Source organism: Streptomyces sp. NPDC040610 (assembly GCF_055594065.1).
This window is the reverse complement of sequence record NZ_JBVIXA010000008.1, coordinates 111,820-137,532: the sequence shown is the minus strand read 5'-3', so window position 1 is coordinate 137,532 and position 25,713 is coordinate 111,820. Positions and strand designations below refer to the sequence as shown.

At 72.6% G+C, this 25,713-nt stretch carries 14 protein-coding genes; 4 read left to right on the top strand and 10 right to left on the bottom strand.

All coding sequences use genetic code 11. The annotated features are described in order from the left end of the window. Positions 1-455: 455 nt before the first annotated feature. Together ACZ6AA_RS26510 and ACZ6AA_RS26505 are read right to left on the bottom strand one after the other, a co-directional pair. Entirely contained in the window at positions 456-836 is a 381-nt protein-coding gene (locus tag ACZ6AA_RS26510; protein ID WP_471460358.1) for a nuclear transport factor 2 family protein, read from the bottom strand. After that, positions 833-1,372, bottom strand: coding sequence for a cupin domain-containing protein (locus ACZ6AA_RS26505; protein WP_471460356.1), 540 nt, complete (start codon positions 1,370-1,372; stop codon positions 833-835). Before ACZ6AA_RS26505 ends, ACZ6AA_RS26510 begins: the two co-directional genes overlap by 4 nt. A gap of 167 nt (positions 1,373-1,539) precedes the next feature. Here ACZ6AA_RS26505 and ACZ6AA_RS26500 point away from each other — a divergent pair, with 167 nt between their 5' ends. After that, positions 1,540-2,589, top strand: coding sequence for a helix-turn-helix transcriptional regulator (locus ACZ6AA_RS26500; protein ID WP_471460354.1), 1,050 nt, complete (start codon positions 1,540-1,542; stop codon positions 2,587-2,589). A gap of 32 nt (positions 2,590-2,621) precedes the next feature. On the opposite strand, the gene ACZ6AA_RS26495 is transcribed toward ACZ6AA_RS26500, so the two are convergent. The 5 genes from ACZ6AA_RS26495 to ACZ6AA_RS26475 all read right to left on the bottom strand — a co-directional run bounded on the left by ACZ6AA_RS26495 (position 2,622) and on the right by ACZ6AA_RS26475 (position 8,366). Next, on the bottom strand, positions 2,622-3,239 hold the full coding sequence (locus ACZ6AA_RS26495; RefSeq protein WP_471460352.1) for a TOPRIM nucleotidyl transferase/hydrolase domain-containing protein: 618 nt from the start codon (positions 3,237-3,239) through the stop codon (positions 2,622-2,624). 65 nt (positions 3,240-3,304) lie between these two features. Next, the gene (locus tag ACZ6AA_RS26490; RefSeq protein WP_471460351.1) at positions 3,305-4,315 is read right to left on the bottom strand and encodes an alpha/beta fold hydrolase; all 1,011 of its coding nucleotides are present in this window, start codon (positions 4,313-4,315) and stop codon (positions 3,305-3,307) included. A 142-nt stretch (positions 4,316-4,457) separates the two neighbouring features. Next, entirely contained in the window at positions 4,458-6,524 is a 2,067-nt protein-coding gene (locus tag ACZ6AA_RS26485) for an iron ABC transporter permease (protein ID WP_468455530.1), read from the bottom strand. Between the two features lie 4 nt (positions 6,525-6,528). Then, positions 6,529-7,509 carry an iron-siderophore ABC transporter substrate-binding protein gene (locus ACZ6AA_RS26480; RefSeq protein WP_471460349.1) on the bottom strand — a complete coding sequence of 327 codons (981 nt, stop codon included), beginning with the start codon at positions 7,507-7,509 and terminating at the stop codon, positions 6,529-6,531. Continuing rightward, a complete protein-coding gene (locus ACZ6AA_RS26475) occupies positions 7,506-8,366 on the bottom strand; it encodes an ABC transporter ATP-binding protein (protein WP_471460347.1) in 861 nt (286 codons plus the stop codon). The genes ACZ6AA_RS26480 and ACZ6AA_RS26475 overlap by 4 nt, the downstream gene beginning before the upstream one ends. 258 nt (positions 8,367-8,624) lie before the next feature. Here ACZ6AA_RS26475 and ACZ6AA_RS26470 point away from each other — a divergent pair, with 258 nt between their 5' ends. The 3 genes from ACZ6AA_RS26470 (at position 8,625) to ACZ6AA_RS26460 (ending at position 11,100) form a co-directional block, all read left to right on the top strand. Next, positions 8,625-9,716 carry an alpha/beta hydrolase-fold protein gene (locus ACZ6AA_RS26470; RefSeq protein ID WP_471460345.1) on the top strand — a complete coding sequence of 364 codons (1,092 nt, stop codon included), beginning with the start codon at positions 8,625-8,627 and terminating at the stop codon, positions 9,714-9,716. Positions 9,717-10,204: 488 nt separating this feature from the next. Further along, complete coding sequence (locus tag ACZ6AA_RS26465) at positions 10,205-10,639, top strand: hypothetical protein (protein WP_468455522.1); 435 nt, start codon at positions 10,205-10,207, stop codon at positions 10,637-10,639. A gap of 50 nt (positions 10,640-10,689) precedes the next feature. After that, positions 10,690-11,100, top strand: a complete 411-nt coding sequence (locus tag ACZ6AA_RS26460) for a hypothetical protein (protein WP_471460343.1) — start codon at positions 10,690-10,692, stop codon at positions 11,098-11,100. Positions 11,101-11,110: 10 nt separating this feature from the next. Here the strand turns inward: ACZ6AA_RS26460 and ACZ6AA_RS26455 are convergent, their stop codons facing one another. The 3 genes from ACZ6AA_RS26455 to ACZ6AA_RS26445 all read right to left on the bottom strand — a co-directional run bounded on the left by ACZ6AA_RS26455 (position 11,111) and on the right by ACZ6AA_RS26445 (position 25,711). Then, positions 11,111-12,814 carry an ABC transporter ATP-binding protein gene (locus ACZ6AA_RS26455; protein ID WP_471460340.1) on the bottom strand — a complete coding sequence of 568 codons (1,704 nt, stop codon included), beginning with the start codon at positions 12,812-12,814 and terminating at the stop codon, positions 11,111-11,113. After that, positions 12,801-23,846, bottom strand: coding sequence for a non-ribosomal peptide synthetase (locus tag ACZ6AA_RS26450; RefSeq protein ID WP_471460338.1), 11,046 nt, complete (start codon positions 23,844-23,846; stop codon positions 12,801-12,803). Before ACZ6AA_RS26450 ends, ACZ6AA_RS26455 begins: the two co-directional genes overlap by 14 nt. A 77-nt stretch (positions 23,847-23,923) precedes the next feature. Then, complete coding sequence (locus ACZ6AA_RS26445) at positions 23,924-25,711, bottom strand: ABC transporter ATP-binding protein (protein WP_471460336.1); 1,788 nt, start codon at positions 25,709-25,711, stop codon at positions 23,924-23,926. Positions 25,712-25,713 lie beyond the last annotated feature (2 nt).

The window sequence follows — 25,713 nt, the reverse complement described above, 5'->3', positions numbered from 1 at the left end:
ACTGTGGTAGTTGGCAACACCACGGACCATAACGTTCCGGCCAGGCCGGACGGAAGGTTCGACCGTCGACGCCGATGCACTCCGCTCCGGCCCGCCGACTTGCCCCGCCACCAGGCCTGTTGGGTCACTCGGCCCCGTCCGCGCCGCGGCGAGGGCGGCGTCGGGAGGCCGGGGCGCCCAACTCCGCCGAGGGGCGGGTGCGGCTTCCCATGAGAGGGATGCGGAACGAACTGGCCGGGATGCAGCGCGTATCAGCCATCCTCGATCATCTTCGAAAGCCGCCCCACGCTTCCACTTCACACTCTTCACTTGTGCACCACACGCCACTTGAGCCTCTCCACTGACCCATGGACCGGTTCCACTTAGGAGTGATTTCAAGCCATGCGGCTGTCGGGAGCCGACGCCAAGTCCCTCAGGATCCCCAAGAGCCCCCAAGTCCCCCAGGCCGCAAGCGCTCAGGGCGCGTACACCGGGGTCAGGTCGAGCACGACGCGGAAGTCCACGATCAGTCCGTCGGCGCCGACCCGCCAGATCGTCACCGCGGGCAGGGTCACCTCCTTCGCGTCGAGCCGCGTGTACGTCACGTCGGTGACGGCGATGGTCGTGTCCTCGACGACCCAGGAGTCGACGATGCGGTGGCTCAGTCCCGCGATGGTCTCCATGAACGCGGTGTTGGCGGCGAGGACGGCCTCACGGCCGAGGAGCGGTTCGCCGTTGCCGAAGACCATGGTGGCGTTCTCGGCGAGGAGGTCGGCGACGCCGCGCAGGTCCCGGCGGTCGATCTTCGCGAAGAGCGCTTCGGGCGTGGGGGCGGCGGGCCTGGGTGCGGTGGTCATGACGTCTCCTGTCCTGGGGGCGGGCCCTCGGCAGGGCCCGCGAGGTCCGCGCCGTAGGACCGGGTGAGCTCGGCGAGGCGGGCGAAGTCGGCGGGGTCGAGCGGGGGCGCCTGCTCGCCGGTCCTGGCCGGTACGCCCGCTGCGGCGAAGAAGCGCTCGAACCCGGCGGGCGCGGTGAGTATCAGCATGCGGGCGGGCGTCACGCCCGGGTTGGTGAACCCGTGCACGATGCCCCGCGGCAGATAGAGGAAGTCGCCCACGCGGGCCCGGGCCGTCGTCCGCCCGGCGAGCACCTCCAGCTCGCCGTCGAGCAGGTAGAAGGCCTCGTCCTCACGGCCGTGCACATGCGGCGGCGGCCCGCCGCCGGGCGGCACCGACGCCTCGATCAGCGCGAACGCGCCGTTCGTCGAGTCGCCGCTCGCCTTGATCGTGTAGGTGTCCCCGACCACCCACAGGGCCTGGCCTTCTCCGGATCGGACGTGGCGGACCTCCGTCGGCACCGTCGACCCCGTGGGCGCTTGATCGATCGTGGTCATCGCGTCTCCTTCGTGCGCTCCCCCGTGCATTGCCGTTCCCCCGTCCCCGTGAACTGCGTGCGTCCCCCGTGAACTGCCTGCTCACGACGCTAAGGGCGCAGGATTCCGCCGCCTATACCACTTTTCTGGTGTTCTGCCGGGGACCGGCCTGTGTCACGATGAGTGATGTGAACCACAGCACCCGGGAGCGTGCCTACGAGCGGGTGGCACGGCTCACCGGCGCGCACCTCGATCTGCCGACGTTCCTGGACGAGGCGTCCGAGCTGCTCGCGACGGCTCTGCCGCACGACGCGGCCTGCTGGCACACCATGGATCCGGCGACGCTCATCGAGACAGGTTTCCACCTGGAGAACATGCCGAAGGCCCCGGACGCCGAGGTCGCGGCCCTCGCGTATCTGCCCGACGACTTCAACTCCTTCGTCGCGCTCGCCCGCGCCGGTCGCCACAGCGGTGTCCTCAGCACGGCCACCGGCGGCCGGCCGGAGCGGAGTCTGCGCTACCGCGAGCTCCTGCGCCCGAACAACGTCACCGGCGAACTCCGCACGTCCTGCGTCGTGGACGGCACCTGCTGGGGCAACTTCGCGTTCTTCCGCGAGGCCCCTGCCGACTTCACCGAGGACGAGCAGGACTTCGCCCACGACCTCGCCGCGGTGCTCGGCGGCGGCTTCCGGGGCGCGGTGGTGCGCGGCAGGAGCGGCAGCGGTACAGCGGGGCTCCGGCCCGGGCTGCTCCTGTTCGACGAGAACCGGCGCGTGGAGTCGGCGACCGGCCCGGCCCACCACTGGCTCGGCGAACTGGGCTTTCGCGGCTCGACGGGCGCGGACCCCCTCCCGTACGCCCTCCTCATGGTCGCCGAGCACGCCCGCGGGGCCTCCGCCGACGCGAGCGTGCGGGTCCGCGGGGAGTCCGGCGCCTGGGTCGAGCTGCACGCGTCACCGGCGTCCGGCGGCGCGCCGGGCCGGATCGCCGTCATCCTGCAGTCCGCCACGGCCCCGTCCGTCGCGTCGCTGCTGTCCGCCGCGTACGGCTTCACGCCCCGGGAGCGCGAGCTGGTCGACCTGGTCCTGCGGGGCTGCGGGACGGGCGAGATCGCGACGCGCCTGTTCATCTCGCCGCACACCGTCCAGGGCCACCTCAAGTCGATCTTCGCCAAGACCGGGGTGCGCAGCCGCCGGGAGCTGGTCACACGCGTGTTCACGCCGGATCGCGGCGCCTGACGACCGCGTGCCGGACGGCCGGTGTACAGCGGTCAGAGGCCGGCGAGGAGGCCGTCGAGCGGGGCGGGTACGCGGTCGGGATCGAGCGCCTCGACGAGGACGCGGCCGTAGCGGATCTTGCGTCCCCCCTTCGAGCCGAAGAAGCGCCGCACCTGCTGGTGTGCGGTGCGGCCCTGCTGGGCGGGCTGGCGCTGGAGGGTCTGCAGGGCGCGCAGGTCGCCCTCCTCGCGGATCAGCTCCTCGACCCGTGGCACGCCCAGCGCGCGGATCAGCTCGTCCTCCAGGTCCGCCGCGCAGACGAAGATCTCTTCCTGCGCCGCGTCGGCCCGCTCCAGGCCGCGGACGTAGTAGCGCCGCTCCGCCTCGTCGCACAGCCCGGTCAGGCGCAGGCCGAGGCCCGGTGGCCCGAGGAGCCGGGCGAAGCGCCCGACGCTCATCGCGCCGCCCATCGACAGGACGCAGACCCCCTCGGCCGCCAGGTTCCGGCCCCGGCGGGCGGCCAGCGCGTTGACCGCTTCGGCGTCGCTCGGCCCTTCGAGCAGTACGACCGAACGGACGGCGAGGTCCTCGGCCAGCTCGCGCGCGGGGTCGCCGGGGCCACCGGCCGCCCACGCGGTGACCGCTTCCCGGAAGGACCCCATGTCAGCCATGGAAGGAGTCTGCGCTGTTTCCGTCCCTGACGGTAAGGATTTTCCGCACGCCGGGCATCGGCGCTTCAGCCCGCGGCCCGTTCGGTGGCCTTCTCCGTGTCCCGGCCTCTGTCCTGCTCCGCGGCCCGCGCGGCGACGCGCTCGATCGCCTCGACGGCGGCATGCGGCTCATCGACGTGGATGGAGTGCCCGCTGTTGCGGGCAGTGCTCCGCTCGCTGTTCCTGGACACCGCCTGCCACTCCTTCTGCCCCTTCGTCCAGTCCTCCTCAAGACCCGGCCCGTACGTGGGCACACGCGTGAGGTAGCGCTTCCCGTGCTGGAGCAGCCGTACGGGGATGTCACCCGCGGAGCGGACGTCCTGGTCGGTGAGGACGAGCTGTTCCGGGTTCTTCCCCTGGTAGCTCGCGAGGGTCTGGGAGCGCACGTCGGCGGCCGGGCCGGTGGCGGACTCGGGGATCCGCTCCTTGAGGTCGGCGACGGCGGTGGGCGAGATGGCGTCGAGCAGGACCAGGCCGCGGATCCGGTCCGGATGGTCGGGGGCGTACCGGGCGGCGAGCATCCCGCCCAGGGAATGCCCGGCCAGGACGACCGGTTCGTCCCCGGCGACCTCGTCGAGCACGGCGGTCAGGGTCCTGCCGAGGGCGTCGATGTCCTGGCGCCCTTCGGGCCGGTCGCTGTCGCCCGCGCCGAGCCGGTCGTAGGCGCAGACCCGGCCCTTTTCGGCGAGCCGTCGCTGGAGGTCGGACATTTTCGTCAAGTCGTCGCCCCCGCCGTGCAGCAGAACGATCACGGGCCGGTTCTCGACCGGGCTGCCGGAGCAGGAGACGTTCACCAAAGGGCCGTCGGCGGTGATCTTCTTGATTCCGGTGAGCCGGTCCTTTCCGGAATGCGACTCGGAATTCATCGTGGGCCCCGACGCGGACGCCGTCGCCTTCGCGTCCGCCTTCGAACCGCCACAGCCGACCATCCCCGCACCGGCCACGGCACAGCAGAGCCCCAGCGCGACGACTGCCCCGGATTTCCGGCGGGTCACCATGTCCTCCAACGAGACGATTCCCAGGGGGATGTCGCACACATCCAACACGGAAATCGCTCGCGGAACGTGCCCGTAGGTGCAGACCCGGGGGCACAACCGCGCCCGCCCGCGCGCTCAGCGTGTGCAGCCGGAGCGTGCTCCGCACCGACAGCGTCCATGCCCCGCGCGGAACGTACGGGCCCTACCGCCGACTTCGTACCAGCAGATAGAGGAAGTACGGCGTACCGATCACCGCGGTCATCAGCCCGGCCCCGAGCTGCGCCGGTGCGATCACCGTGCGGCCCATCAGGTCGGCCGTGCAGACGAGGACGGCGCCGAGGAGTACGGAGACCGGGACGACGCGGACGTGCTGGCGGCCGACGAGGGCGCGGGCGGCGTGCGGGGCGACGAGGCCGACGAAGCCGATCGTGCCCGCGGCGGCCACGGCGGTGGCGCTCAGGAGGACGCTGAGGACGAGGAAGCCGAGGCGGCCGCGGCTCAGGTTGAGGCCGAGGAGGCGGGGGGTGTCCTCGTCGAGGGCGACGAGGTCGAGTTCGGTGCGCCGCATGACCGCGACGGTCAGGCCCACGGCGAGGACGAGCGCGAGCGGCACGACGTCGGGGAAGGTCCGGCCGTAGGTGGAGCCGGAGAGCCAGGTGAGGGCCTTCGTGGCGTTGAACGGGTCGGTGAGGATGATGAGGAGGCTGATGGTGGCCGCCGACCCGGTGGCGACGCCGAAGCCGACGAGGACGAGCCGGTTCTGCTGGAATCCGCCGCGCGCCGCGAGGCCGAAGACGAGGACCGCGCTGACCGCGGCGCCCGCGAACGCACCGGCGGCGATGCTCCACGACCCGGCCACGGGCACCGTCGTGACGAGCAGGACGGCGCCGACGGCGGCGCCGTTCGTCACGCCGAGGACGCCTGGTTCGGCGAGGGGGTTGCGGGTGACGGCCTGGATGAGGGTCCCGGCGAGGGCGAGCGCCGCGCCCGCGAGGAGGGCGGCGAGGACACGGGGCACCCGGGTGTCGAGCACGAAGGTGATGGCCTGCCCGGACCGGCCCTGCGTCCAGTTGACCACGTCGCCCAGGAGCAGCTTGGCGTCGCCGATGAGCACGGCGGCGATCGTCACGCCGACGAGGGCGACGACGAGGACGGCCGTGGTGATGAGGAAGGCGGCCCGACCGCGGATGCGCAGCCGCTCGGTCGGCATGGCTCCGGCGGTGTCCCGGGTCCGCGCGGCCATGACGATCAGGAAGACCGCGCCGACCAGACTGGTGACGACACCGGTCGGTACGGCGACCGCGGTGTTCGACGGTACGACGGCTCGCAGCAGCACGTCGGAGCCGAGGACGAGGGCCGCGCCGGTGAGGCCCGCGAAGGGAAGGCGCGCCCGCGCCTTGGTGAAGGCGCGGAACCTGCGGGCCAGGGGGCGTACGAGGGCGGGGGCGCAGAGGCCGACGAAGCCGACGGGTCCGGCGAGGGTGACGGCGGCCGTGGAGAGGAGCGCGGCGAGCACGACGGCGGTGACGCGCGTGGAGCGGACGGGGACGCCGACACCGCGCGCGGCGTCGTCACCGAGCGCCAGGGCGTCGACGCGGCGGGCGAGCAGCACCAGTCCGACGAGGCCGACGAGGGCGATCGGCGCCATCTGGAGCACGCCGTCGAAGCCGTTCTGCGCGATGCTCCCCTGGTTCCACTTGTAGAGGCCTTCCGTCTGCTGGGGGCGCAGCAGGAGGAGGCCCTCGGTGACGGCGGTCAGGCCGAGGGTGAGGGCGCTGCCGGCGAGGACGAGGCGGACCGTGCCGGCGCCGAGGCCGGAGAGGCCGAGGACGACGGTGGCCGCGGCGAGGCCGCCGACGAACGCGACGCCGGAGGAGGCGAGCAGCGGCAGCGAGACGCCGGTGGTGGCGGCGATACCGAGGGCGAGATAGGAGCCCGCGTTCACGGCGAGCGTGTCGGGCGAGGCGAGGACGTTGCGGCTGACCGCCTGGAGGGCGGCGCCCGCCATGCCGAGGACGGCTCCGACGAGCAGGCCCGCGGTCATGCGGGGCAGCCGGGAGGCGATGAAGACGGACGAGTCGCCCGCCTCGGCCCGGCCGGTGAGCGCCTTCCAGACCTCGGGGGCGCCGGCCGAGGCCGTGCCCTGGGTGATGTCCACGACCGCGAGGGCGGCGACGAGGAGGACCAGTGCGGCCGTCACCGCGGCCGCGCCCGTACGTGACGCGACTGTCGACGGACGGGTGGCGGGGGTGGTCGCGGTGACGGCCATGGCGTTACTTCTTCAGGGAGTCGACGACGGAGTCGACGTACTGGTTCATCGACGCGGGGCCGCCGAACATCCAGATGCCGTCGGGCAGCCGGTGCACGCTGCCCTTCTTCACGAACGGCAGCGACGTCCAGACCTTGTCCTTCTTCAGGACACCGGCGAACGGGTTGCTGCCCTTGTCGCCGTCGTTGCCGATGTAGGCGAACTCCACGTCCTCGTCGAGCTTGGTGAGGCCCTCGACGTCGGTGGCGCCGAGGCCGTAGACCTTGTCGCCCTTGACCTTCCAGTCGTTCTTCAGGCCGAGCTTCTCGTTGACGGCGCCGATGAGCGAGCCGCTGGTGTACGGCCGGATCGAGGTCTGGTTGCCGGTGACGTAGCCGTCGGCGAAGGCGTACTTCGCGCCGCCGTGACCGGCGGCGGCGATCTTCTTCTTGCCCGCGGCGAGCTTCGCCTCGAAGTCCTTCTTGAGCTTCTCGGCCTGCTCGGTGGTGCCGGTGGCCTTGGCGATGAGGTCGAGGTTCTTCGTCATCCGGCCGATCGGGTCGGCCGCGTCGCTGGCCTTGACCGTCAGGACCGGGGCGACGTCGCGCAGCTGCTTCACGGCGGCGGCGGGCAGGTCGGTGGTGGCGAGGATGAGGTCGGGCTTCAGGGACGCGATGGTGTCCATGCTCGGCTCGCCGCGGGTGCCGACGTCCTTGGGGTCGTTCTTCAGCGGAGCGGCGCTGTCCCAGGTCTTGTAGCCCTTGACGTCGGACACGCCGGTCGGGGCGACACCGAGGGATATCAGGCTCTCGACGACGTTCCACTCGGTGCCGACGACCTTCTTGGCGGGGCCGTTCAGCTTCACCTTCGCGCCGGTGTCGTCGGTGAGCGTGAGGGTCTCGGCGCCCTTCTTCGCTTCGTCGTCCGCGGACTCGGTGGTGCCGCAGGCGGACAGGGTGAGGGCCGCGGCGGTGGCGGCCGCCGCGGTGATCAGGAGGCGCTTCATGAGGTGGTGCTGAGCCTTTCGCTTCGCGAGTGGTGGCGGCCGATGGCGCGGGTGCGCAGGCGACCGGTGAGCGGGTCGGTCTCGACGTCGATGCGGATGCCGTAGGTGTCGGTCAGCCGCTGCGGCGTCAGTACGTCTTCGGGGTCGCCGTCGGCGATGACCCGCCCCGCGTCGAGCAGGACGACGCGGTCGGCGACGGCGGCGGCCTGGTCGAGGTCGTGCAGGACGGCGCCGACGGCGATGCCGTGGTCGTCCGCCAGGTCCCGCATGAGGTCGAGGAGTTCGACCTGGTAGCGGAGGTCGAGGTGGTTGGTGGGCTCGTCGAGCAGGAGGACGCCGGTCTCCTGGGCGAGGCAGCCGGCCAGCCAGACGCGCTGGAGCTGCCCTCCGGAGAGGTGCTCGGCGCCGCGTTCGGCGAGGTCCGCGACGCCGGTCAGGGCGAGCGCGCGGTCCACCGCGGCCCGGCCGCCCGGGTCGGCCTTGCCCCAGCGTCCCCGGTACGGGTAGCGGCCGAACTCGACGACGTCCCGGACGGTGAGCCCGCTGGGCGTGGGGCGCCCCTGCGTGAGCAGGGCGACGTGGCGCGAGAACTCACGGGGGCCGAGGGCGAGGCCGTCGGTGTCGCCGTCGATGACGATGCGGGCGGTCCTGGGGCGCTGCAGCCGGGCGAGCGTGCGCAGCAGCGTCGACTTCCCGCTGCCGTTCGGGCCCACCAGGACGGTCACTTCGCCCGGGCGCAGCGTCATCGAGGCGTCGTGTACGACATCGACGCCCTCGTACGCCACGGTGACGCCCGTGGCGAGCAGTTCATGACCCTGGGGGCGCGTGGCCTCGGCGGTCTCTTCACCAACATGCACGCCCGAAGGTTAGCCTAACCTTATCGAGGGGCGAAACGGGGGTCCCTTGACGGCCACAAGGCGAATTCCGGCCAGACTCCCGCGAGGGGCCTGATCCCCGCCTCCTCCAAGCGCCGAACCCTGGACCCAAAAGCCAACGGCCACCACTGAGGGCCCGTTTCGGCAGCCGGACCGGGGCTGGAGCGGACGGCCGCCATGAAGTTAGGCTCACCTAATCAGAGCGAGTCCAGCTCTCTCCCCTCTCACAAGGAGACCTGCATGCGTGCCGAAGTGGCCCCGGCCTTCGCCGAGTTCGGGCTGTCCGGCGAACCCGGCACCGACGCGTTCTGGGCGACGGCGGGAGGACCCGCGTCGATACCCGCCGACGACGGCGGCTGGGACACCCTGTTCCTGTGGCGCGGATCCGCGGCGACCATCGACTTCGAGAGCTGGTCGAAGCCCGTGCCCCTGCGCCGCTGGGGCACCACGGACTGCTGGTACGCCCAGGTGCGGATGCCCGCGCGGCTGCGGGTGACCTACCAGTTCCTCGCGGGCGACGTCGCGTACGCCGACCCCTTGAACCCGGTCGGCGCGGGCGGCGACCGGTCCGTCGCCGCGACCCCGGACGCCCCGGCCCAGCCGCACTGGCCCGCCATCGGTGCCGATGACGTCCTGCCCGTCCCGCGCACCCGGATCCGCTGGGCGAGCGAACGGCTCGGCGGGCGGCGCACCGTGCGGGTCCACCCGGTCGGCGGCGGCGGTCCCGTGGTCCTGCTGCTCGACGGGGACGACTGGCTGTACCTGCACCCGGCGATGACCGCGTTCGACGCGGCCGCCGCCGACGGCGACATGCCTCCGGCCACCCTCGTCTTCCTCCCCGCCAAGGACCGGGAGGCCGAGTTCGTGTGCCGCCCCGAGCTGTGGGAGGCCGTCCGGCACGAACTCCTCCCCCTGGTCGCGGAGTCCGACGTACTGGCCGACCCGGACCGGCTCGTCGTCGCCGGGCAGAGCCTCGGCGGCCTGAGCGCGATGTACGCGGCGCTGGAGTTCCCCGACCTGGTGTCCCGGATCGCCGTCCAGTCGTCGTCGTTCTGGTGGACGCCCGAGGCGATGGGCCAACCGGACCCGCTGGGCGGACCCGTCGGGGGCGCCATCGCCGCGCGGCTCGCGGAACGCCCCGATCTGTCCGGGCTGCGGGTCGCCTTCGACGTGGGCGAACACGAGGCGCGGATGCTGCCCCACTGCGAACTGGTCGAGACCCTGACCGAACAGTCCGGCGCGACCGTGCGGGTCTCGCGCTCGGCGTCGGACCACGACCGGGCGGGGTGGCGGCAGGCCCTGCTCAGGGATGTGGCCTGGGCGCTCGCCTAGGCCTGCGAGGGGGGCAGCCCTGGCACGCGCCCACGAGTTCGACCCACGAGTTTGACCATGAAGCGGTTCCGGGGAGCCCACACGCTCCCCGGAACCGCTCTGTCTTTTCAGGGGGTCGGTCCTGTCGACCTTTTCAGGGGGTCGGCCCTGCCGGTGCTGCCGCCATCCCACCGGGCCCGCCCGTCCCGGGAAGCCTGCGTCCCAGCAGGTCAGAGGCCTTGGGATCCCGACTTCCCGGAAGCAGCCGGGATGTTGTTGTGAGCGTCGGGCGGCCGCCGCAGACTCTCACCACAGCCCGTCGGCAGCACGGCCGGACGGAGCGAACCGGAGGCAGGCGCAGGTCCCTTCGTCGACGCGGGGGAGCCGACGAAGCGCCGTTCGAGTGATCCTGCGCCTGCCTTCCGCACCCGACCGCTCCGCCTGCCCCGCCGTTCCGCCCGAGAGCCGCAGGATCACCGTCGACCCCATCAGGAAGGCATGACGCACCCATGCGCCATCGATACGCCGCAGCCGTCACCGCACTGGCCGCACTGCTGACCGGAACCGCCACCGCCCCCTCGGCCGCCGCCTCCACCCCCGCCACCCCGTCGGTGTCCGCGCCCACCGTGCCGGACCGGGCCCCGCACCACCACGCCAAGAGCGTCCTCTTCGACACGTGGTTCAACGGACAGGGCTACTCACCGACCCTGAGCATCCAGTTCGGGGCCCACCGCTACACCCTCAAGGCGGACTGCGACAGCGACGTCGTGGCCGCTCAGCTCTACCACTCGGCGACCGGGGTCGACCCCGCCGTCGGCCGCGCCTTCACCATCCCCTGCAACCGGGCTCCCAAGACCGTCAACTACCAGCTGCGGGGCGGTTTCTACTACTTCTACTTCCTCTCCGGCGTCAACAACACACACGTCGTCGCCGACGGTGCCTGAGAGAACCCGCGAGAAACCGAGAGAACCCAAGAGAAAACGGAGACTTCCCCATGCGCACTCTCCTCACCGCCGCCGCGGCGCTCCTCGCCGTCGGCCTCACCGGCGCCCCGGCCCAGGCGGGTGAGGCCCGGCAGCACGCGGCCGCGCCCGCCACCCCGCCGTACCGCGCCACCGCCTCCGTCGACTTCGAGGTCCGCTTCAACACCTACGGCTACTCACCGAAGAACCACCGCCCCCACGCCGACGGACAGCAGGTCACGTTGTCCGCCTACTGCAGGAGCGACATCACGGCCGGGCAGCTCTACCACGTCACATGGGGCCGCGACCGGCCCGTCGGGAACGTCGTCAGAATCCCCTGCGGCGGCAAGGCGACCGCCACCTACCACCTGAGCGGCGGGGAGTACTACTTCTACTTCCTGTCGGGCGTCGACAACACACGGGTGGTCGGCGACTGGCACTGAGCCCGGAGGCTCACCGCGCCACGGCCGAGCAGTACGCCTCGTCGCTCGCCAGCAGGTTCCGGTGCGTGTCCTCGGCGGTGATGACCCCGTCGTCGAGGACAAGGACCCGGTCGGCCGCGTCCAGGAGGGCCGGGCTGCTGGTGATCACGAGCGTGGTGCGGCCCCGGCGCAGCTTGGCGACGTTGCGGGCGATGAGCTGTTCGGTGACCGCGTCGACGGCTGTCGTCGGGTCGTGCAGGACGAGGACGTCGGTGTCGGCGGCGAGGGCGCGGGCCAGGGACAGGCGCTGGCGCTGGCCGCCCGAGAGGTTCGCGCCGCGGTCGCGGACGGCGTAGTCGAGGCCGTCGCGGTGCAGGGCGACGACGTCGGTCAGCATGGACGCCTCGACGGCTTCGGGGACCGTGCGGCTGGTGCCCGAGGGGTCGATGTTCGAGCGCAGGGTGCCCGCGAAGATCTCCCCGTCGTAGGGGTTCACCAGCATGTGGGAGCGGACCGACTCGACCGACAGGTCCGCGAGCTCCTGTCCGCTGACCCGGACCACCCCTTCGTACGCGTGCGGCGGGACGTTCACGGCGAGGATCGACGCGAGGTCGGCCGCCGCGCGCGGCTGGTAGGCGGTGATCGCCACGAACTCACCGGCGGGCACCTGGAACTTGAGCTTGCGCAGCGGCCCGTGCCGGACGCAGTCCACCTCCAGGTCGCCGCCCGCGGCCGGCTGCCCGGGCCCCGGGGTCGTCACCGGCGGCGCGTTGAGGACCAGCGCCATCCGCTCGGCCGACGCCCGCGCGACCATCACGTACTTGGGCATCTCCGAGAACAGCTTCAGGGGCTCCATGATGAACTGCGCGAGGCCCACGGCCATGACGAGTTCGCCGATGTTGATCTGGCCGGAGAAGGCCAGCCAGCCCGCCGTGAGGGTCACGGCGGCGGCGAGGACCGCGTTGAGGGCGAGGGCGGCGCCCGCGTAGACGCCGTTGACCTTGGCGACGGTGATCGCCTGGTGCTTGGCCTCCGTGCTGACCTTGCGGTAGGAGCCGAACGCCGCGTGGTTGCCGCCGAAGCCGTGCAGCGGGCGCAGGCCGGTGATCAGGTCGGCGACCTTCGCACCGGCCCGCGCCACCCGGGCCTGCTGCTCGTGCGTGCTGGAACCGATCCGCTTGGACATCACGCTCAGGACCGACAGGATCGCGACGGTCCCGACGATCACGAGCAGGCCGAGCCGGAAGTCGGCGAGGCCGAGGGCGACGGCCGCGACGACGATCGCGACCAGCGAGCTGATCAGCATCGGCACGACTTCGACGATGTCGGCGGTCTGGTCGGCGTCCTCGGTGGCGATGGTCAGGACCTCGCCGGACTTGAGGTCGACGTCCCTGGCCACCGGCTGGAGGCCGCAGGCGGCGACCCGCACCCGCCAGCGGTGCGCCTCGGTCGTGTTGGCCTTCTGCAGGATGCGCATCCCGAACCGCCACGACAGCGACACCGTCGTGATGATCACGGCGAGGGCGCCGATCGCGACGGCGAGCGAGCCGAGGCTGCGGTCCCCCCGCAGCGTGTGCTCGACGATCAGGCCGAGCGCGATGGGAAAGGCGGTCTCCCCTGCCTGGTAGAGGCCCATGAGGAGGGTGCCCCCGGCCATGGCACCGAGGTTGCGCCGCAGTGGGGTGCGCAGGATGTCGGACCCCGGTCGGGGCCGCTGCGTGTCAGGAGTTGTCATCGAGGTGGCGGGCAATCGCTTCCGGGGTTCGCAGGGTGAACAGATCACGGATGGTGACCACAGGACCGTACTCTCGGCGGAGCAGCCCGATCAGGCGTACCGCCAGCATGGAGTGCCCTCCGAGGGACACGAAGTCGCTCACGGCGCTCACCTCGTCATCATCCAGGTCCAGGGCCTCGGCGAAGAACTCGCACACCACGGTCTCGGTCTCCGTCTGCGGACCGCGCTCCCCCGCCGTGGTGAGCGCGCCGAGCGGCTTCGCCTCGGGCAGCGCCTTGGTGTCAGCCTTCCCGTTGACCGTCAGCGGGATGCTGTCGACCTGGGCGTAGTGCGTGGGGCGCAGGAAGTCCGGCAGGGCCGTGCCCACCTCGGCGGCGACCTCGGCCAGGTCGGAGCCGTCGAGGACGAGATAGGCGGCGAGCCGGTACGCCCCGTCGACCTGCGGGTCCGGCTGGGCGACCGCGGCGACGAACCGCACCGCCGCGTGGGCCGCGAACGCGGCCTCGACCTCGCCCAGTTCGACCCGGTGGCCCCGGATCTTGACCTGCTGGTCGGTGCGGCCCAGGTACATCAGGTTCCCGTCGGGCCGCCGGACCACGAGGTCCCCGGTGCGGTACATCCGCTCGCCGGGTGCCCCGAACGGGCACGCCACGAACCGGTGGGCGGTCTGCGCGGACTGGCCGAGGTAGCCGCGCGCGATGCCGATGCCCGCCACGTACAGCTCACCGGGAACGCCGTCGGGCAGCGGCCGCAGCCACGGGTCCAGGACGTACACGTCGGTGTTGTCGATCGCGACGCCCACCACCGGGTCCTTGCACTCGAAGGTGCCGACGCCGAGGGTGTTGATCGTGTACTCGGTGGGTCCGTACAGGTTGTAGCCGACCGTGCCCTCGGTGTCGGCGAGCCGCTGCCACAGGGTCGGCGTGACGGCCTCACCGCCGAGGAGCACGAGCGCCGGGCGCCGGTCCGGGTGGTCGAGGAGGCCCTCGGCCGCGAGCTGCTGCGCGTAGGTCGGCGTCACGTTGATGACGTCGATGCCGTGCTCCAGGCAGTACGCGACCAGGCCGGGCGCGTCACGGCGCAGTTCCTCGTCGCAGATGTGCACCTCGTGGCCGTCGGCGAGCCACAGCAGCTCCTCCCACGACATGTCGAAGGCGAACGACACGGTGTGCGCGATCCGGAAGACCCGGTGGTCGTGGTCGGCGAGGACCGGCTCGAAGATCCGGCGCTGGTGGTTGATCAGCATGTTGGTGAGCCCGGCGTACTCGGTCACCACGCCCTTGGGCTTCCCGGTCGACCCGGAGGTGTAGATCGTGTACGCGGGGTGCCGCAGCCGGTCCGGGTCGTCGGGCGTGAACGTCACGAACGGCTCGGCCGCCGGCAGCGGCAGATCCAGCTCGATCAGGTCGTCGGTGGCGATGACGTCCCCGGTCAGGCGGGGCGACACCGCGCTGACGGTGAGGATCACGTCCGGGCGCGCGTCCTCGACGATCGCGGCGATCCGCTCGTCCGGGTGGTCCAGTTCCAGCGGTACGTACGCGGCGCCGACGCGCAGGACGGCGAAGAGGGCCACGATCGAGTCGAGGGAGCGCGGGATCGCGAGGCCCACGTTCGTCTCCGGGCCGATGCCCCGCCCGGCGAGCACGCCCGCAACGGCGCGGCTGCGGTCCCGCAGCTCGGCGAAGGTCATGGTCGCGCCGTGGGCGACGAGCGCCACCCGCTGCGGATCGCGGTCGGCCGCCCGGTCGAAGCGGTCGACGACGGTGTCCGTGCCGACGTCCGTGCGCTCGCCGGGCCCGGGCTGCTTCCCGAGGCCCGGCAGCGCGCCGACCGGGCCGGTGGACCGGGCCAGGTCTTCGAGTACGCGGACGTAGTCGTCGAGGAGACGGCGGGCGTTCTCGGTGTCGCCGTCGCGGTGCTCCAGCTTGACCGTGAGCCGGTCGCCGGGGGTGACGACCCAGGTGAACGGGTAGTGGGTGGAGTCGTCGGCCTGCACCGATGTGATGCCGTGCCGGGTGTTCATCTCGGCGAACGCGTCCATGTCCAGGAAGTTCTGGAGCACGAACAGGTTGTCGAACAGGGTGTCGTGGCCGCTGGCCCGCTGGATCTCGCCGAGCCCGAGGTGCTCGTGCTCCATCGCCTCGACGCGCGCGCTCTGCACGGCCTCCAGGTACTCCCGGACCGTGGACTCCGGCCGCGCCCGCGTCCACATCGGCACGGTGTTGAGGAGCACGCCGACGATGTCGGACAGCCCCTCGCCGTCACGGCCGGAGACGGTCACTCCGAACACGGCGTCGCTGCGGCCCGTGTGCGCGCCGAGCAGGAGCCCGAACGCGCCGGTCAGGATCGAGTTGAGCGTGACGCCGTGCGCCTTGGCCGCGTCCCGCAGCAGGTCCGACTGCGCGTCGGACAGCGTGTGGACGAGCGCGGTCGGCAGCTCGTCCGACACGGTCGGCGTCGGACCGGCGAGCAGCGTCGGCCCCGGGAGCGCGGCCAGGTGGTCGGCCCAGAACCGTTCCGACACCGCCGGGTCCTTGGCGGCGAGCGCCCGGGCGTGGTACTCGAAGCTCGGCGTGGCCGGGGTCGGGTCGAGCGGCGCGCCCGCGAGGTTGGCCTGGTACGCGGCGAACAGGTCCCGCAGCACGATCTCGCGGGACCAGCCGTCCCACAGCAGCAGGTGGTAGCTGAGCAGCAGTCCGTCGCGGCCGTCGGGCAGCCGCACCACGGTGAGGCGGATCAGCGGCGGCTCGCCCGGGTCGAAGCCGGTGTCGCGGTCGCGGGTGCGCAGCGCCTCGACCTCGGCGTCCGTGGTCAGTTCGACCGTGCGCACGTCGACCCGGCGGCCCGCCGCCTTGAGGACCTGGACGGGGTTGCCGTCGTCGTCGGTGGCGAAGCCCGCGCCGACGACGGGGTGCCGCCACATCACGTACGACATCGCCCCGGCGAGCGCGTCGACGTCCAGACGCCGGTCGAAGGTGAACCAGCTCTGCGCGACGTAGTGCCCCGCCTGGCCCGCCATCTGGGCCTGGAAGAACAGGCCACGCTGGAGCGGCGTGACCGGCGCGGTGCGCTCGGCCGTCCCGGCGGCGTCCGCGACGCGCTCCAGCGCGCTGTGCCAGTGCTCGGTGATCGCGTCGGGGATGCCGTCGGCAAGGGTGAAGGCCGCGTGCAGCCTGCCCGAGTCCGCGTCGATCCACGCGTTGACCTCGACGGCGTAGGGGCTGCCCTGGTCGCCGCCGCTCAGGTGCAGCGCCTGGGACTCGCTGCCTCGGCCGAGGTAGTTGAAGAGCACCTGCGGGCGGGCGGTGAGCAGCGGGGCCGTCTGTGGGTTGAGGTACCTGAGCCGGCCGTACGCGACGTGCGCGCGCTCGTCCGGCTGCCGTTCGGCGACCTCGCGGGCCGCCGCGACGGGGTCGGTGTGCGCGCTGAGCCGCACGGGCGCGATGGAGGTGAACCAGCCGACGGTGCGCGTGTAGTCGTGGTGCTCCTCGACCGGGACCCTGCCGTGCCGCTCCAGCTCGACCGCGAGGTCGGTCGGCGTCGGCTGGATGTGCGTCAGCGCGGTGCGCAGCGCGCCGCACAGCAATTCGGTGAGTCCGATGCCGAGTGCGGCGGGTGCGGTGCGGGTGACGCGGTCGGTGAGGTGGGTCGGCAGGACGACGGTGGTCTCGCGCTGTCCTTCCGCCGCGGGAAGAAGCGCGGGGGCGTCGAGGGTGCTCACCCAGTGCCCGAGGTCGTCGATGGCCCGGGCCGACTGGAGCGTCAGCGCGTCCGCGTACTCGGCGTACGACGTGGTCGGCGGCGCCAGGTCCGCCCCGCCCATGGCGGTGGCCAGGTCGTCGAGGAGGACCAGCCAGGACACGGCGTCGACGGCGAGGTGGTGCACGGTGACGACCAGGGTCCGGCTCGCCTCCAGCCACGAGAACGCGATGACGTTCCCGGCCTCGGGGTCGAGCCGTCCGGCGGCTTCGTTCGCCACGGCCGTCGGGTCCGTGGCCTGCGTCCGTGCGACGGTGACCTCGCGGGCGGGCTCGGTCCGCAGGGCCCAGGCGCCGTGCTCCACGCGCAGCGTCAGGCGGAGCGCCGGGTGCGCGGCGACGACGGCACGCGCGGCGCGCTCGGCGTCGGCGAATCCGGTGCCCTCGGGTGCCGTCAGTGTCCTTGCCTGGGCGAACCGGGCGAGTGAGCCGCCCAGTTCGCGCTGGCGCAGGATGATCGGGGTCGGGGCGAGGGGGCCGTCCTCGTGGTGGGCGGGCGCGGGCGCCGTCGCGGCGTGCGGGGTGCGCGTGGCCAGGTGCTCGGCGAGCCCGCGCGGCGTCTTCCGCAGGAACATGTCCTTGGGCGCGATGGTCAGGCCGAGGGCCCTGGCACGGTTGATGACGGTGATGGCGACGATGCTGTCGCCTCCGGCGCGGAAGAAGTCGGTGTCGGCGTTCACCTCGGCGCCCGGCAGTGCCTGGGCAAAAATCCCGACCAGCTCGACCAACGTGTCTTGGCTGACGCCCGCCGCAGCACGGGGCGCTTCAGCCGCATGGTCGGCTGCGCTTCCGTCGTGACTGGGCGCGAAGTTCCCCGCGCCCCTGACGGGGCCAGGTACGGCCGACCGTGCCTCGTCCCTCGCGGCGCTCTCGATCAGTGACTTGCGGTCCAGCTTGCCGTTGACCGTCAGGGGGAGGGCTTCGGTCGGCAGGACGCGGCTCGGGACCATGTGTACGGGGAGCTTCACGGCCAGGAGGGCGGCGAAGTCCTCCGGCGCCCGGCCCACCACGTGCGCCACCAGGTGGTCCCCGCTGTCCGCCACCGTGACGGCCACGTCGACCACACCGTCGAGTTCCCGGACCGCGGCCTCGACCTCACCCAACTCGATGCGGAAGCCCTTGAGCTGGACCTGGTCGTCGGCGCGGCCGGTGAATTCGAGCTCGCCGTCGAGGGTGCGGCGGGCGAGGTCGCCCGTGTGGTACATGCGGGAGCCGTCGGCCGCGAACGGGTCGGCCACGAAGCGGCCCGCGGTGAGGCCGGGGCGGCCCAGGTAGCCGAGGGACACCTGGTCACCGGCGACGTAGATGGCGCCCTCGCGGCCCGGCGGCACCGGCCTCAGCCGGTCGTCGAGCAGATAGGTGGTGAGGCCCGGTATCGGGCCGCCGATCGGGCTGACGTCGTCGCCGGGGCCGAAGTCGTCGTCGGTCAGGACCCGGTGGGTGACGTGGACGGTCGTCTCGGTGATGCCGTACATGTTGACCAGCTCGGGGGCGCCGGTGCCGTGCCGCTCGACCCAGCCGCGCAGCCGCCCGAGGTCCAGGGCCTCGCCGCCGAAGATGATCCGGCGCAGCGCCGGGACGGGCTCTCCGGCGTGCCGGTCGGCCTCGATGAACTGGTAGAAGGCCGACGGTGTCTGGTTGAGCACGGTCACGCCGCGCTCGCGGACCAGGTGGTGGAAGTCGACCGGGGAGCGGGTCAACGCGTAGTCGGGCAGCAGCAGTTCACTGCCGTGCGCCAGCGCGCCCCACAGCTCCCAGACCGCGAAGTCGAAGGAGAAGGAGTGGAACTGGACCCATACGTCGTCGGGCCCGAAGCCCATGTCGGGCTGCGTGTTCGCGAGCAGCGTGACCACGCTGGAGTGCGGGACGACGACGCCCTTGGGCCTGCCGGTCGACCCGGAGGTGTAGATCACGTACGCGGGGTCGCGCCAGTCGGCCTCGGGCGCTGCGGCGTCCCGCGGCTGCCCGTCCTCCTGCGGCGGCTCGTCCCCCTGGACGAGTACGCGTGCCGGCACGCCCGCCCGCGCCAGCAGTCCGGTGAAGCGGTCCCGCTGCTCCCGGTCCACGAGGACGACCTGCGGGGCCGCGTCGGTGAGGATGTACGCGAGGCGGTCGTCGGGGTGGGCCAGGTCCAGCGGCACGTACGCGCCGCCCGCGCTGACGACCGCGACCAGGGCGACGACCTGCTCGACGGAGCGCGACACGGCGACAGCGACCCGTCGGCCCGGTCCGACACCGGCGGCGCGCAGCGTCGCGGCCAACGCGTCCTTCGCGGCGGCCAGTTCGCCGTACGTCAGGGACCGGGTGTCGCCGTCGAGGCCGCACTGGGTGACGGCGGTGGCGGCCGGGTCGCGGTGCGCGGCGGCGTCGAAGAGTCCGGCGAGGGTCGTCGGGGTGAGGGGCGCGGGCCGCCGGTCGGCCTCGGGGGCGAGGTCGGCGACCGGGGCGTCCGGCCGGGTGAGCAGGCCGGTGAGGGTGCGGGTGAAGGTGCGCAGGATGTCCTGGGCGCTCGACTCGCGCAGCAGCTCGCCGTCGTAGATCAGGTTGAAGCGGGGGCGGCCGTCGAGGGCGCGCTCCACCACCAGCGTGAGCGGATAGTGCGGGGCGCCCTCGTTGACGATGTCGGCGATGACGAGGGTGTCGTCGGGGCCGCGCAGCGCGGACACGTCGGTCGCGACGTCGAACACCACCAGGGTGTCGAACAGGGAGCCGGAGCCCACCTGGCGGCCGATCCGCGCCAGCGAGACGTGCTGGTGGGGCAGGACCGCGCTCTGGTGTTCCCGCACCGAGGCGAGCAGGTCGCGGGACGTGGTCGCGGGGGCCCAACGGGCCCGCACGGGGATCGTGTTGATGAACAGACCCACCATGTCCTCGATGCCGGGCACATCGGCGTCGCGCCCGGACACGGTGGAGCCGAAGACGACGTCCTCGGTGTGCAGGATGCCGCCCAGCGTCAGCGCCCAGGCGCTGTGCACGGCGACGCTCAGCGGCACTCCGGCAAAGCGGACGGCGGCGTCGATGTCGTCCCCCGCCTCCACCGCGGTGTCGGCGAACCGGTCGGACGGGGTGTGCCCCTCGGCGACCAGCGACGAGCCGGGCAGCTCGGCCAGCTCGCCGCGCCACACCCGGTCGCTCTCGTCGTCGTCGCGTGCGGCGAGCCAGCTCACGTAGTCGGGGAAGCCGCCGCGCGGGTACACGGTGCCGGGCGCGTGGTACTCGGCGAGCAGGGAGCGCAGCATCGGCGGCACGGACCAGCCGTCGGCGATGATGTGGTGCACGGTCTGCACGAGGACGGTGCGCCCGGCGCCCGCGCGGACGAGCGTGTAGCGCATCAGCGGGCCGGCGGCCAGGTCGAACCCGGCGCGGCGGTCCCGCTCGGCGAGGTCGCGCAGCTCGTCGTCGGTGATGCCGGGGCGGTCCAGCGTGGTGAAGGGCGCCTTCGCGCCGCCGTCGAGGACGGAGACCACGCGGCCGTCGGCGAGGGCCACGAAGCGCGCGGCCAGGTTCGGGTAGAGCGTGAGCAGCCGGGTGGCGGCCGCCGCGAGCCGGTCGGCGTCCACCTCGCCTTCCAGGGTGAGGAGTTGCTGCTCGACGTAGGCGCCCGCGGAGTCGTCGTCGAAGACGGAGTGGAAGTACAGGCCTTCCTGGAGTGGGGTCAGCGGCAGGACGGCGCGCAGCGCGGGTCCGTCCAGGGCGTCGACGTCGGCCTGCGTGAGCGGCACCAGGGGGAAGTCGCTGGGCGAGTGGCCGCCCTCGTCGAGCGCGGCGAGTCCGGCCAGGGCGACCCGGAAGTAGTCGCCGATCGTCGTGATGTCGTCGTCGGTGAACAGCCCGTCGGGCCAGGAGACGGTGGTGACCAGCTCGTATTCGCCGTTCGCGGCGGGTTCGGCGATGGCGTTGAACTCCAGGGCCCGCGGCAGACGCATCCTCGGGTCGCGCTTCTCGCCCAACTGCCCGGTGGTGCCCGCCAGTTGCCAGTCCCCGGAAGCACCCGCGTCGAACCGGCCCAGGTAGTTGAAGAGGACCTGCGGGGCGGGCGCGTCGAAGGCGGTGCCGGTGAGGTACCGCAGGGCGCCGTAGGGGACGCCGTTGCCGGGGACCCGGGCGAGGTCGTCCTTGACGGCCTTGAGCGCGGCGGCCAGGTACTCCGGCGCGGTCAGGTCCGGCGCCGTGCCGGGGTCGACGGTCACGGGGAACAGGGTGGTGAACCAGCCGACCGTGCGCGAGAGGTCCGGCTCGAAGCCCGCCGCGCCCGCCACGAAGCGGCCCTCGCGGCCGTGGCCCTCCAGCTCGATGTGGGCGTACGTCTGGTCCTGCCCGAGGTCGCGGCGCCAGCGGGCGAGGGCGACGGCGAGCCCGGTGAGGAGGACGTCGTTGACGCCCGCGTGGAACTTCGCGGGTATCTCGCCGAGGAGCGCGGCCGTGACCTCGGGGCCGACCGAGACGGTGCGGAGCCGCTCCCGCTCGACGGTGTCGGCCTCGGACAGGGCGCGCCTGGCCACCGGCTGGTCCGGCCCGGGCAGGGGCCGCTGGAAGTACGCGCGGTCCGCGTCGAAGTCCGCGCCCGCGAGGAGCTGCGTCCAGCGCCGGAACGACGTGCCCACCGGGGGCAGTTCGACCGGCGCGCCCTCGCCGAGCCGACGCCACGCCGTGGCCAGGTCCTCCATCAGGACCCGCCAGGACACGCCGTCGATCACCACGTGGTGGACGACCACGACGAGTTGCCGCTCCGCGCGGCGCCACACGGCGCGCAGCATCACGCCGTTCTCGGGGTCGAGCCCGTCGGTGGCGAGCGCGACGCACTCGTCCAGCGGCAGGTCGCTCTCCTGCCAGGACGCGGACGCCTGGTCGGCCTCCGGGATGTCGAAGCTCCAGCGGTCGCCGCGTATCAACTTGGCGCGCAGCATGGCGTGGTGGCGGACCAGGGCCGACAGGGCTTCGTCGAGTGTGTCGGCGGTCAGCTCCGCCGGGGTGTTCAGGACGACGGACTGGACGAAGCCGTCGATCGCGTCCGTGGTCTCGCCGAGCCACTGCACGATGGGCGAGCCCACGACGGCGCCGGTCGCCGTGTCGCCGTGGTCCACGGCCGTCACGTCCTCGCGGCTCGCCACCGCCGCGAGGGCGCCGACGACGCTGTGCGTGAAGATCTGCCGCGCCGTGACGTAGAGGCCCGCGTCGCGCAGGGCGCTCAGGAGCGAGATCGCGAGGATGCTGTCGCCGCCGAGCTGGAAGAAGTCCTGGTCGACACCGACCTCGTCGAGCTGGAGGAGGGTCGCGACGGCCGTGCACACCGCGCGTTCGTTGTCGGTCGTGGGCGCGACGACCGATCCCGTGCCGACCGTGGGCTCCGGCAGCGCGTTGCGGTCGAGCTTGCCGTTCGCGGTGAGCGGGAACTCGGTCATCATGACGAGGTGGGCGGGCACCATGTACTCGACCATGTGCTCGGCGGCCCAGGCCTTGACGTCGTCCGCCCGCAGGTCCTCGCTTCCGGCGGCCGGGATGACGTACCCGACGAGGTAGGTGCCGCCCGCCGTGTTCTTCTTCGCGACGACACAGGTGTGCCGTACGGAGGGATGCTCCGCGAGACCGGCCTCGACGTCCTCGATCTCCAGGCGCATGCCGCGGATCTTGATCTGGTTGTCGGCGCGGCCGAGGAAGTCCAGGGAGCCGTCGGGCGCGAAGCGCGCGAGGTCACCGGTGCGGTAGAGGCGGGAGCCGTCGCCGGCGAAAGGATTCGCCACGAATCGGGAGGCCGTCAGTCCCGGCGCGTTCACATAGCCGCGCCCCAGCAGGAAGCCGCCGACGTACAGTTCGCCGCCGACCCCGACCGGGACCGGGCGCAGCTCGTCGTCGAGGACGTACAGCTGGGTGTTGGGGTTGGCCTTGCCGATCGACGTCGACAGGCGCTCGGCCTCGCCCCGGTAGATGACGTGCGAGACGCCGATGGTCGTCTCGGCCGGGCCGTAGCCGTGGTACATGGGGATGTCGAGGCGGGTGCGGAAGCGTTCGTACAGCTCCGGGGTGAGCACCTCGCCGCCGCACCAGACGTGGCGCAGGCTGTCGAGGCGGCCGGAGTCGCCCGCCATCTCGAGCAGCACGTCCAGCATCGACGACACCAGATAGGTGAAGGTGACGCGCTGCTCTGCGATGACGGCCAGGAGGTGGTGCGGGTCGCGTTCGCCGCCGGGCCGCAGGACCACGAGCCTGCCGCCGCAGACCAGCGGCAGGAAGATCTCGTTGATGGAGATGTCGAAGGACAGCGGCGCCTTGAACAGCGACGCGTCGTCGTGGCCGAAGCCGAGGATCTCGCCCACCTGCCACAGCAGGCGCTCGCTGATGGCCTCGTGGCGGATCATCGCGCCCTTGGGGCGTCCGGTCGAGCCGGACGTGAAGATCACATAGGCCAGGGCGTCGCCGGGGACGGTGACGCCGGTGCCGTCGGTGGGGTGGGCGCCGTACGCCCAGTGGTCGAGGTCGACGGCCACGGCGTCCGGCTCGTCCTCGTCGTGCTCGCCGGAGCCGTTCAGCTGGAGGACGACGCGGGCGTCGTCGATGACGACGGCTCGGCGCGCGGCGGGCCACTGCGGGTCGAGCGGGACGAACGCGCAGCCCGCCTGGAGGACGCCGAGGAGGCCGATGACCATCTCGGCGGAGCGGCCGAGGGAGATGCCGACGACCTGTTCGGCGGTGAGGCCGCGGTCGAGGAGATGGTGGGCCAACTGGCTGGAGAGTTCGGCGGCTTGACGGTACGTCAGTGACCGGTGCTCGTCGACGACGGCGACGGCGGCCGGCCGGGTCCTGGCCTGCTCGCGGAACATCTCCACGATGGTCGGGCGGACCCGGTCGGCGTCGGTGTCGTTCCACTCGGCCAGGGTCGCGAGGCGGGCCGCGACACCGGAGGGTCCGACGGTGCCGAGCGGCCGGTCAGGGAAGTCGGCCAGGTCGTCGAGGGCGAGCTGTGCGTCGGCCAGGTCGACGCCTTCCGGGACGGCGATGGTCCAGCCGTCCGCGCCGTTCGCGCCGTCGGTCCCGCCTTCGGCGACCCGCCAGTCGTCCGGCCCCCTCCCGCCGTTGTCGATCCAGCCGAGGACGTCGGCGAAGAGGGTGCCGGGAGCGAGGTCGATGCCGTCGGGGCTCCGGCCCGTCACCCAGTACGAGAGGGCGAGGGCGCAGGCTTCGGTGATGGTCCTGTCGGAATAGTCGCCCGTGCGCCGGCGCGCGTCGGCCAGGCGGGCGGAGGAGAGGCGTACGAGACGCGCGCGCGATTCCATCATCGAAGCCCCAGCGTTCATCGAAGACTCAGCATTTCTTTCCGGGGGCCGAAAGGGAGCCCGACCTTACTAAGGTTTACCTAACTGCCTTCTCGCCAGGCCCGCCAGAGCCGTGCGTAGCGGCCGCCCAGTGCCACCAGCTCGTCGTGCGTGCCCTGCTCCACGACGCGCCCCGCGTCCAGGACGGCGATGCGGTCGGCCGCCATCGCCTGGGTCAGCCGGTGCGCCACGAACAGCGTGGTCCGGCCCGTGCACGCGGCGAGCACGGCCCGCTCGAGCTCGGCGGCGCCCTCGCTGCCCGCCTCCGCGGTGGACTCGTCGAGCACCACCACGGGGGTGCGGCCGAGCACGAGCCTGGCCAGGGCGATATGGGCGACCTTGGTGACGTCCAGGCGCTCGCCGCCCTCGCCGACCATGGTGTTCAGGCCCTCGGGCAGCGCCTCGACCCAGCCGTCGGCCCCGACCGTGCGCAGCGCGTCCATCAGCTCGGCGTCGGTCGCCTCCGGCGCGGCCAGGCGCAGGTCGTCGGCGAGCGGGCCGGAGAACACATGCGTCTCCTGCGTCAGGATGCTCACCAGGGCCCGCGCCCCGGCCTCGTCCAGACCGGCCAGGTCGGTCGACCCGATCCGCACCGAACCGGCCTGCGGGGTCCCGATGCCCGCGATCAGCGCGGCGAGCGTCGACTTGCCCGCGCCCGTCGCACCCACCAGGGCGAGCGAACCGCCCGCCGGGATCGTCAGGTCGACGTCCCTGAGGACCGGTTCCTCGGTGTCGGGGTAGCTGAAGGTGAGTCCTGCCACCGTCACCGGGTACGACAGGGCCTCGGCCGGGGCGACGGCGGTGTCGCCGACGAGCCGCTCCTCCGCCTCCTCCCCGAGGACCCCGACGAGTCGGGTCAGGCTCGCGCCGGACTTCTGCGCCTCGTCGAAGGTGAACATGATGGCGCCCAGCGGGGTGAAGAGCCGGTGGAACATCAGCGGGGCCGCCGACACCTGCCCGAGGGTCGCGGCGTCGGCCTCCAACAGGGCGTACCCCACCACGATGATGAGCACGAGACCGATGAACTCGGCGCGGTTCTCCCGGCCGACGAACCGGCCGAAGAACCGGAACACCTCGATGCCGTACTCGCGCACCCGCCAGGACTCGCTGGTGACCTTCTCGCGGAAGGTGTCCTCCAGGCGGTACGCCCGGACGGTGTCGATGCCGTTGAGTCCGCTGATCAGCGCCTGCGCGCGGTCGGCCTGGGCCACCCGCTGCTTGCGGTAGAGCGGGGCGGACCGGGGCAGGTACCAGCGCAGGGCCAGGGCGTACGCGGGCAGCGCGCCGGCGCCCGCGAGGCCGAGCCGCCAGTCGAGACCGAACATGCCGACCGTGGCGATGAAGACGAGGACGCCCGCGGAGAACACCGTGGGGATGGCCATGCGGATGCCCTTGGAGAGGACGGCCACGTCGTCACCGACCCGGGACAGCACATCCCCGCGGCCGACCTGTTCGATCCGGGCGCTCGGCATCCCGAGGACCGCGCGGACGGCGCTCTCGCGCAGCCGCGCGAGCAGATCCGCGCCGAGGCGCCCGATGAGATAGGTCGAGACCGCGGTGGCCACCGCGCCGAGCAGCGCGGCAGCCACCATCAGCACTCCGACCCTGAGGAGCATCGAGCGCGACTCGCCCTCGACCACCCCGTCGACCACCCGGCCGAGGAGGAGCACGGGGAGCACCTGGAGGGCCGCCCCGGCCACCGTGGTGAGCACGGTGGCGGCCGTCAGCCAGGGCACCTCACGGCAGTGCGCCGTGACCCATCGGGTGGCCTCGCGTCCGCTCGCCGTGCGCAGGGTCGCCGGGGCGACCCTCGTGTCGGTGGTGCTCACAC

Coding starts and splice junctions, on each gene's coding strand:
- ACZ6AA_RS26510 (WP_471460358.1), bottom strand. CDS start 836: ATGACCACCGCACCCAGGCCCGCCGCCCCCACGCCCGAAGCGCTCTTC.
- ACZ6AA_RS26505 (WP_471460356.1), bottom strand. CDS start 1,372: ATGACCACGATCGATCAAGCGCCCACGGGGTCGACGGTGCCGACGGAG.
- ACZ6AA_RS26495 (WP_471460352.1), bottom strand. CDS start 3,239: ATGGCTGACATGGGGTCCTTCCGGGAAGCGGTCACCGCGTGGGCGGCC.
- ACZ6AA_RS26485 (WP_468455530.1), bottom strand. CDS start 6,524: ATGGCCGTCACCGCGACCACCCCCGCCACCCGTCCGTCGACAGTCGCG.
- ACZ6AA_RS26480 (WP_471460349.1), bottom strand. CDS start 7,509: ATGAAGCGCCTCCTGATCACCGCGGCGGCCGCCACCGCCGCGGCCCTC.
- ACZ6AA_RS26470 (WP_471460345.1), top strand. CDS start 8,625: ATGCGTGCCGAAGTGGCCCCGGCCTTCGCCGAGTTCGGGCTGTCCGGC.
- ACZ6AA_RS26465 (WP_468455522.1), top strand. CDS start 10,205: ATGCGCCATCGATACGCCGCAGCCGTCACCGCACTGGCCGCACTGCTG.
- ACZ6AA_RS26460 (WP_471460343.1), top strand. CDS start 10,690: ATGCGCACTCTCCTCACCGCCGCCGCGGCGCTCCTCGCCGTCGGCCTC.
- ACZ6AA_RS26455 (WP_471460340.1), bottom strand. CDS start 12,814: ATGACAACTCCTGACACGCAGCGGCCCCGACCGGGGTCCGACATCCTG.
- ACZ6AA_RS26450 (WP_471460338.1), bottom strand. CDS start 23,846: ATGATGGAATCGCGCGCGCGTCTCGTACGCCTCTCCTCCGCCCGCCTG.